This is a genomic window from Citricoccus sp. K5 (genome assembly GCF_902506195.1).
In the GTDB taxonomy this organism is placed as follows: domain Bacteria; phylum Actinomycetota; class Actinomycetes; order Actinomycetales; family Micrococcaceae; genus Citricoccus.
Genome location: NZ_LR732819.1, coordinates 81743 through 89192, shown reverse-complemented (window position 1 = coordinate 89192; position 7450 = coordinate 81743). Strand labels below are relative to the sequence as shown.

At 65.5% G+C, this 7450-nt stretch carries 13 protein-coding genes; 8 read left to right on the top strand and 5 right to left on the bottom strand.

The window, feature by feature from the left end; all coding sequences use genetic code 11:
* Positions 1-141: 141 nt before the first annotated feature.
* The 5 genes from BOSE125_RS17640 to BOSE125_RS17620 are packed head-to-tail and all read right to left on the bottom strand — an operon-like array spanning position 142 to position 3320.
* Entirely contained in the window at positions 142-1257 is a 1116-nt protein-coding gene (locus BOSE125_RS17640; protein WP_159555501.1) for a site-specific integrase, read from the bottom strand.
* Positions 1254-1718, bottom strand: a complete 465-nt coding sequence (locus tag BOSE125_RS17635; protein ID WP_159555499.1) for a hypothetical protein — start codon at positions 1716-1718, stop codon at positions 1254-1256. The genes BOSE125_RS17640 and BOSE125_RS17635 overlap by 4 nt, the downstream gene beginning before the upstream one ends.
* A gap of 29 nt (positions 1719-1747) precedes the next feature.
* Positions 1748-2347: a hypothetical protein gene (locus tag BOSE125_RS17630; protein ID WP_159555497.1), complete on the bottom strand. Its 600-nt coding sequence runs from the start codon at positions 2345-2347 to the stop codon at positions 1748-1750.
* Positions 2344-2727 carry an ImmA/IrrE family metallo-endopeptidase gene (locus BOSE125_RS17625; protein WP_159555495.1) on the bottom strand — a complete coding sequence of 128 codons (384 nt, stop codon included), beginning with the start codon at positions 2725-2727 and terminating at the stop codon, positions 2344-2346. Before BOSE125_RS17625 ends, BOSE125_RS17630 begins: the two co-directional genes overlap by 4 nt.
* Before the next feature lie 47 nt (positions 2728-2774).
* On the bottom strand, positions 2775-3320 hold the full coding sequence (locus tag BOSE125_RS17620; RefSeq protein WP_159555493.1) for a helix-turn-helix transcriptional regulator: 546 nt from the start codon (positions 3318-3320) through the stop codon (positions 2775-2777).
* Between the two features lie 193 nt (positions 3321-3513).
* Between BOSE125_RS17620 and BOSE125_RS17615 the strand changes: the two genes are divergently transcribed.
* The 8 genes from BOSE125_RS17615 to ssb all read left to right on the top strand — a co-directional run bounded on the left by BOSE125_RS17615 (position 3514) and on the right by ssb (position 7396).
* Positions 3514-3840: a helix-turn-helix transcriptional regulator gene (locus tag BOSE125_RS17615; RefSeq protein ID WP_159555491.1), complete on the top strand. Its 327-nt coding sequence runs from the start codon at positions 3514-3516 to the stop codon at positions 3838-3840.
* The gene (locus BOSE125_RS17610) at positions 3837-4124 is read left to right on the top strand and encodes a hypothetical protein (protein ID WP_159555489.1); all 288 of its coding nucleotides are present in this window, start codon (positions 3837-3839) and stop codon (positions 4122-4124) included. Before BOSE125_RS17615 ends, BOSE125_RS17610 begins: the two co-directional genes overlap by 4 nt.
* The gene (locus tag BOSE125_RS17605; RefSeq protein ID WP_159555487.1) at positions 4124-4300 is read left to right on the top strand and encodes a helix-turn-helix domain-containing protein; all 177 of its coding nucleotides are present in this window, start codon (positions 4124-4126) and stop codon (positions 4298-4300) included. Before BOSE125_RS17610 ends, BOSE125_RS17605 begins: the two co-directional genes overlap by 1 nt.
* Complete coding sequence (locus BOSE125_RS17600) at positions 4297-4473, top strand: hypothetical protein (protein ID WP_159555485.1); 177 nt, start codon at positions 4297-4299, stop codon at positions 4471-4473. Before BOSE125_RS17605 ends, BOSE125_RS17600 begins: the two co-directional genes overlap by 4 nt.
* A 106-nt stretch (positions 4474-4579) precedes the next feature.
* The gene (locus BOSE125_RS17595; protein ID WP_159555483.1) at positions 4580-5497 is read left to right on the top strand and encodes a lambda-exonuclease family protein; all 918 of its coding nucleotides are present in this window, start codon (positions 4580-4582) and stop codon (positions 5495-5497) included.
* Between the two features lie 17 nt (positions 5498-5514).
* Positions 5515-5946, top strand: a complete 432-nt coding sequence (locus BOSE125_RS17590) for an HNH endonuclease signature motif containing protein (protein ID WP_159555481.1) — start codon at positions 5515-5517, stop codon at positions 5944-5946.
* Positions 5943-6923 (top strand): RecT family recombinase, encoded by a 981-nt coding sequence (locus BOSE125_RS17585; protein WP_159555479.1) that lies wholly within the window; start codon positions 5943-5945, stop codon positions 6921-6923. The genes BOSE125_RS17590 and BOSE125_RS17585 overlap by 4 nt, the downstream gene beginning before the upstream one ends.
* Entirely contained in the window at positions 6920-7396 is a 477-nt protein-coding gene (gene ssb, locus BOSE125_RS17580) for a single-stranded DNA-binding protein (protein ID WP_159555477.1), read from the top strand. Before BOSE125_RS17585 ends, ssb begins: the two co-directional genes overlap by 4 nt.
* The last annotated feature ends 54 nt before the right edge of the window (positions 7397-7450 follow it).

The window sequence follows — 7450 nt, the reverse complement described above, 5'->3', positions numbered from 1 at the left end:
GACTCCCCGGGCGCCCCGGAGGCTCCTGAGAAGGGGCAGTAGCCTGTAGACGCGAAGAACCCCCGCCGTGCACGGCGGGGGTTCTTCGCGTCTGACGGGACAGGCTGGCTTGTACGCCGGGTTCTGTGAGCCGACCAGTGTTTACGCGACCTTCGCCGGGTCTGTGGCGGTTTTGTGGCGGTTGAGCTTGATCAGACCGTCCGACAGACCCACCAGCATGGAGTCGTCCTCGGGCATCACGTGAGCGTAGGTCTGCAGCGTCTCCGTGCCGTCCTTGTGCCCCAGCCGGCGGGCGACTGCCACCACCGATGCACCCTGGGACAGGAGCACCGACGCGTGGTGATGCCGCAGCTGATGGAACCCCGGGCCCGCCCATGGCAGCTTGGTGCGCATTCTCGACCAGACGCCGGAGGCTCGGTTTCGGGAGAATCCCTCACCGCCGTAATGGAAGACGAGACCCTCCGGCCCCGGGTTCTCGACCAGAGGGCGCAACACCTCAAGTGTGGCTGGTCCAACGCTCAGAACCCGGCGTGAGAACGGTGTCTTGAGGGGCCCGAAGGTCGGCATCGGAGAGTCCCCTCGGTTCTGGCGGTCCACGGTGATGAAGCCGTTCTTCAGGTCAACGCGGTCCGCGGTCAGGCCACGCCACTCCCCCGGGCGCAAACCGGTGGCCGCAACCACGAGGACGACCTCCCGGTACCGCGGCAGGATGGTGTCCGCGATCGTCTGGACCTGCTCGACCGTGAGCGGCACGATCCGTTCCGAAGAGAGTGGGGGCAACCTGATCTTCACGCACGGCGACTTCTCCACCACGCCATCCAGTGCGGCTTCCGTGAAGATCCCACTGAGGTACGAGTACGTCCGTCGGACGGTGGACGGGGCCAGCTTGTAGTCCTGAGACCAGGCCAGCACGGCATCCTGGACCTCGGCCCGCGTGACCTCGTCCATGACCTTGTCCCCCAGTGCTGGCACGATGCTGAGCCGAACCGTGGACGCGATCGTGTCCCGCGATGACTTCCGCTGATGGATCTGACGAGCCTCCCACTGTGCGGCGTACTCGGTGACCGAAATCGGATCTGCGGCGCCCCGCTTGCTCTTGTCGTGAGCCCATTCGATTGCTTCGTCCTTCAGATCGAAGGACTTCTTCTCCTCGGCGCCGCGGCCGTTCGTGCGGATCGCCTGCCAGCGCTTGCCCTTCCCGTACCGGGCGGTCCGGCTCTTGTCCTTCCGCATCCAGAGGTCGACGACGCGGCTCATTCGATGGTGGCCACGCAGGACGCTACCGAGTAGCGACCAGATGAGGACTTTTCCGCCACGACCTCATCGTCAACACTGATCCGGCACAGGACCCCTGCCGCCCCCTCCTGCAGCTGGGCGCTCATTGAGACGATCTCCCCAGCGTCCATCTTGCGCGTAACCCCAGACGTCCCCGTCTTGTTCTGGAGGGGCAGTGTGTAGGTCCCCTGTTCGGTCCCATCGACGCCCGTCAGGGTGACCATGGCCGACGGATCCTTGCCAGTGGCCGAGTTGAACTCATGCGGCTTCACGGCTTCCACTTCGATCAGCACATCCCGTGGGCCCATAGCTTCGAGTGCGGCCTTCATCTCAGCTTGCTGTGACGCTGATTCCCGGGCCTCAGGTTCCGGGTCTCCGCACCCTGTCAGTGCGAGCAGGGTAGCCGCGGTGGCGAGTGCAAAGGGTGCGAGACGGTGCTTCATGGTGCGAGTCCTTCTACGTGAAATTGGAATCATCGGCTGGTGACTGAAGCTGTACCCGTGTAGGTGCCGTCTGAATCAAACTTCACCGAGCATGTGTAGCGGTTGGCGACCATCGCCCCGAAGCTGTTCTGCGACTCAACGGTGCCGGTCGAGGTCCACGAGTTCCCAGAGCCGGTCGCTGACTGCCCCGAAAACTTCGCTGTGGATGGGGCCTTGAGCTTGTCCTTCACGAGTCGTTCACACGAGACGATCGCCAGGCCCTCGTGCGGCTCGTCGCTGTCGTCATCACTGAATGCTCCGTTCATTAGCGCCATACATCCGCCGAGTAGCAGCAGGAGCCCGACCATGAACGCCGCGAAGCATCCGACGAGCGTCTTCTGCGCGCCATCCATGGGCTTGTACGACAGCAGGGCTACGTCACCGTCCCAGCGGTCCACCTTGTAGCCGGCGCCGTCGATCTTGGCCTCAATGTCCTCACGGTTGTCGGCGGCACGGAGATCCTTGCGAACCTCTTTGCCGCTGGAATCTTCGATGAGGATGGGTCGATAACTGATGGTGGACGGTTTGCCGTCGTTGTCCACCAGCTCCTCCCGCAGGGGCAGGACTGTGGCGGTGAACTTCTTCTTCATGGTGCGAGTCCTTCTGCGAGTTGGTGCTTCTGGTGGTCGGTGAGGTGGTGGAGCCGGTCGAGGAGGACTGGGTGGGTCACCTCGAGGTGGTCGGCGAGTTCGTGGAGGTTGACCACGTGGCGGTGCCGCCACAGGGCTTCCCATGGGATGAGCCACTCGGCGGCCTGGCGCCGTACCCATGTTTCGATCTTCGGGGGCTGGTGATGGGTGTGCCCGGCGTCGATGTGGACGAGCTCGTGGGCGATGGCGCACCGCCGTTCCACTTCGGTGAGTCGGTCATCGACCCAGATCCGTGAGCCGTCGGTGACGCCGGCGAGGTTGATGGGGAGTCGAGCGGCAAGGACGGGGATGCCCAGGGCCGCCGCGATTCGTTCGGGCACTTCGCAACACCTCCATTCGATGGACGGTACTGAGCAGCCCGGACGCGTTAGCTGTCCTGCGACTCCTCCCCTGCACTGTCAATCTCGTCCCGGATGGCTCGGCCATGACCGGACCGGTCCTTGTCGGCCGCCAACTCGTAGACGTTGGGCGGAAGGCCGGGTTCGGCGTCGTCGGGCGCAGATTGGGCGTTCTGGAGACGTGCTTGCAATTCTCGGATGGTGGCATTCCGGTCAGCGAGCCGTCGAGTGAGCTCTACGAGGAGGGCGTCATCGGACGCGTCGAAGATCTCGCTCGAGACGGTGCTGGTGCTGGCGCTGGTCCAAGGGTCGGACTGAAGGTCGGTTAGCTGAAGGTCAGCAGGGTCGGAGTCTGAGGCGATGGCCTGGGTGACTTTCGACCAGTCCCACTCGAGGCCTTCGGCCACGGCCCGGAGGATTCTGGTGGTGGGGATGCGCTTGCCCTTGATGAAGTCGGAGACGGTGTTCTCGGATGCTCCGATGCGGAGGATGAACTGCCTGCGAGATTCATGGCTCAGTTTGAGTTGCTGGTCGGCGAGTGCGCCGAGTCGTTGGTAGGTGTCCTGTTCGCTCATGACCTCAAGTTTGGGGCCGATTGAGGTGCAACACCAAGAATGGAACATGTCATGGGTTGCGCCATTTGAGTGTGAGACACGCATGTGATTCATGTACGTGGATGCGTGATTGACGTGCGGTTATGCGTGTTGCACCTCCATGTTGCGGTGCGATTGCTGGACAGATGTAACAACGTTGCGGTACGGTTCATGCATGAACACCGCAACCCTCCCCTTCGCAATAGGGGCACCAGAAACCACAGATGACGAACGAATCGCCGTCGGCAAGCGGCTGCGCTTCATCCGTTCCAATATCCACCTCATCCGCAACGACCTTTTCGGCCGCCCTGTCGGACAGCAGGACATCGCCAACGCCCTGCAGATCGGCCGAGCAACCGTCGCTCACTACGAACGTGGATCCCGAAACATCCCCGACTGGGTGATTCAGGACATCGCCGCCATGTACGGCATCGACGTCGATCTCCTCACCCCGACCGCACGACGCGGGCTCTCGCCTCGCATCCACGGGGTGCCGGCATGAGCCGCCCCGCAGTCCTCGAGCAGGACCCGGGCGCATGGATGGCTGACGCGATCGACTACATCGTTCGCCGCGCCAACGCCGTGGGCACTGTGACCGCCGACGACCTGCGCCGGGATCTCCCCGAACCGCACCACCCGAACGCGGTGGGCCGGGCCTTCGGCATCGCATCCAGCCGCAACCTCATCACCAAGGTGCGCCCGGTCAACTCCACCACCCGCTCCCGTCACGGCGGCGGCTCCTGGGCTTGGGGCCTCCACGAGTCACAGATGGTGAGGGCCGCCTGATGCCGACCGTTCTCCTGTCTGTGAAGCAGGCCGCTGAGCGCCTCAACGAACACCCCGACACGACCCGGGCCCGGCTCCGGGCCGGTGAGCTCAAGGGCACCCGGTTCTCGAAGCGCGGCGCGTGGAAGGTCACCGAAGCCGCCGTCGAACATCTCATCAAGAGGAGCACCAAGTGAAGTACGGCATGTGTGACATCGAGGTCAGCCCGGCCTCCAACTACATCGACCCGGAACCGGCCGAGTACTGCGCGGCCGACACTGCCCCTTGGCATGACCTCTGCCCCGAGCACGGCGGCCCGGACATCAACGCCGCCGACCCGGAAGAGGTGGACCACGCATGGGCCGCCTGATCCGAGACGCCACCGACCTGCTCCTGCTCGTGGCGATCTTCTTCTCCGCCAGCCTCCCCTTCCTGATCTTCGGCCAGTCCGGCCTCTCCTGAAAGCGACACCCATCATGAGCACCAAATACGAACACACCACGTTCCTTGCCACGCAGACCGAACCCCTCACCCCCGGCTCTGATGAATGGGCGCGCACCGTGTCCGCATCGAAGGTCCCCGCGATCCTCGGCATCAGCAAGTGGGACTCCGCCTACAGCTTGTGGGCCCGAGCCACCGGCCGCCTCGAGAACGAGGAAGGCAACAAGGCCACCGAGCGCGGCACCTACCTCGAGCCGGCCATCCGTCAGTGGCTCGCCGACCAGCTGCCCGGCAACCGAGTCACCGAGGGCGCCACCTTCGTCCACCCGGACAACCCCGCCCACATCGCCACCCCTGACGCCCTGATCTACGAGGGCCGCCGTCGCACCCCCTGGGCGCTCGGTGAGGTCAAGACCGCCTACAACGGCGACGAGTGGGGCAAGGCCGGCACCTGCGACGTCCCGGCGGACTACATGGCCCAGGTGGCGTGGCAGATGTGGATCACCGGCGCCCGCACCGTCTACGTGGCCGCCCTCGTGAACATGGAGTTCCGTCTCTACGTCATCCACTGGGAGGACGTGGCCGCCGACATGGACGACATCCTCGCGATGGTCGCCGTGTGGGAACACCACGTGGCCAAGGACATCGCCCCCGACTGGGACGGGTCGGACGCCACCCTCGCCGCGGTGCGCCGCATGCACCCGGACATCGACCCGGAAGCCGAAGCCGTCATCCCGGAGTGGTGGGCCCTCGAGCTCTGGGCAGCAATCGACGCCGAGAAGACCGCCGTCGCGGAGACCAAGCGGTGCAAGTCCCGGATCCTCGGCTCCGCCGGCAACGCCCGGGCCATCGTGACCGAAGACGGCCGCAAGGCCGGCACCCGCTCCGCCAAGAACGGCGGCACTCCCTACCTCACCCCAGCCAAGTACACCCCCGCGACCATCGCGGCCTGAACGAAGGACCACCCATCATGACGATCACCCGGCGCCCCATTGGCGAACGCCTCTGGGAGCGCGTGGACAAGACCGGCACCTGCTGGATCTGGACCGGGCCAGTCAACGACAACGGCTATGGCGTCATCAGCACCGGTGGCCGTGAAGGGCGCCTCCTGAGAGTCCACCGGCTTGCCTACGAACTCCTCGTCGGACCTATTCCGGAGGGCCTCCACATCGACCACGTCAGGAACAAGGGGTGCGCGTCGAGAAGGTGCGTCAACCCGGACCACCTTGAGCCAGTCACGCAGGCGGAGAACAACCGCCGCGCCTTCGAGAACCACACCCATTGCCCGCGAGGGCACGAACTCCCACCCAAGACCGCTCCCGGCGTCCGCCGGCCCCAGTGCAGGACCTGCAAGAGCGAATACGACCGCAAGCGACATCAGAAACGGAAGGCATCAGCATGAGCAACGCAGTAGCAACCCGAGGCGATACCGCCCTGACCATCCACCCCGGGCAGACCGAGTTCAACGAAGCGCAGGTAGCCACCCTGGCGCAGCTCGGCATGGACCGGGCCAATCGTGGCGACCTCGCCGTGTTCTTCCACCAGGCAGTCCGAACAGGGCTTGACCCCTTCGCCCGTCAGATCTACATGATCGAACGGCAGGGCAAGCAGACCATCCAGACCGGCATCGACGGGTTCCGCCTGATCGCCCGCCGTGCGGTGAACAACTCCCGTGAGACGTTCGGGTACGAGGACACTCTGTGGTGCGGGCCGGACGGTCAGTGGACGGATGTGTGGCTGTCCAAGGATCAGCCCGCCGCTGCCAAGGTGACCGTGGTCCGCAACGGTGAGCGGTTCCCGGCTGTGGCCCTTTTCGATGAATACGCCGGACGCAAGCGAGATGGCGGCCTCATGCAGATGTGGGCTACCAAGGGCGCCCTGATGCTCGCCAAGTGCGCCGAGGCTCTGGCCCTGCGCAAGGCGTTCCCGCAGGATCTGTCCGGCCTGTACACCTCCGACGAGATGCAGCAGGCCGACTACCAGGGTCCGTCCGGCCCTGCTCGCCCTGACGCCCCGGCATCCCAGGGTGGCGGCTCTCGGATCGCTCAGGCCCGCCAGCGTGCACAGTCCCAGGGCAAGGCGCCCTCCGCGCCCTCCCCTGCCCAGGCTGCCGAACCAGAGGCCCCAGCCGACGAGCCCTCGGAGCCGATGTGCGACCGCGACCTGTGGAACCACATCAGCAAGGCACTCGACGGGCTCGACGTCACCACCCCCGACGACAAGCTAGCCGCCGTGTCCGACATGCTCGGCCGCCGGATCACCCGCGGCGGGGAAATGACCGCAGCCGAAGCGCACGGCGTGCTCTCCAAACTCGACCCCACCGTTGGCCAGGACGACGCAGTGGAAGCCGAAATCGTGGACGAGGCGGACGCGGCATGAGCAGCGAACAGATGATCACCATCCGCGGTCGACTCACCGCCGATCCGGAACTGAGGTTCACTCCGTCCGGCGCGGCAGTCGCCAACTTCACAATCGCGGCGAACCCCCGGAAGTTCGACAAGCAGTCGAATGAGTGGAAGGACGGCGAAGCCATCTTCTGGCGGTGCACCGCATGGAAGGACCTCGGCGAGAACATCGCAGCCTCACTGGTGAAGGGGTCGGCCGTCATCGCACTGGCCGAGCTCGAGGCCCGCTCCTACGAGACGCGTGAGGGCGAGAAGAGGACGGTCACCGAGGCTCGCATCGAGGCCATGGGCCCGGACCTCCGGTGGTCCACGGCCCGTGTCGAGAAGGCCAGCCGTTCGAGCAGCGGTTTCGGCGGGAGCGCCCCGGCATCGGACGCCGGCGCGTGGGGCGGGTCCACCGGCGGCAGCTGGAACACCCCAGCGGCCGACCAAGAACCCCCGTTCTAGCCACACCAGCGTGAGCCGATCCAGCGGCCCCCCGGAATGCAACAGGCCGGGCAC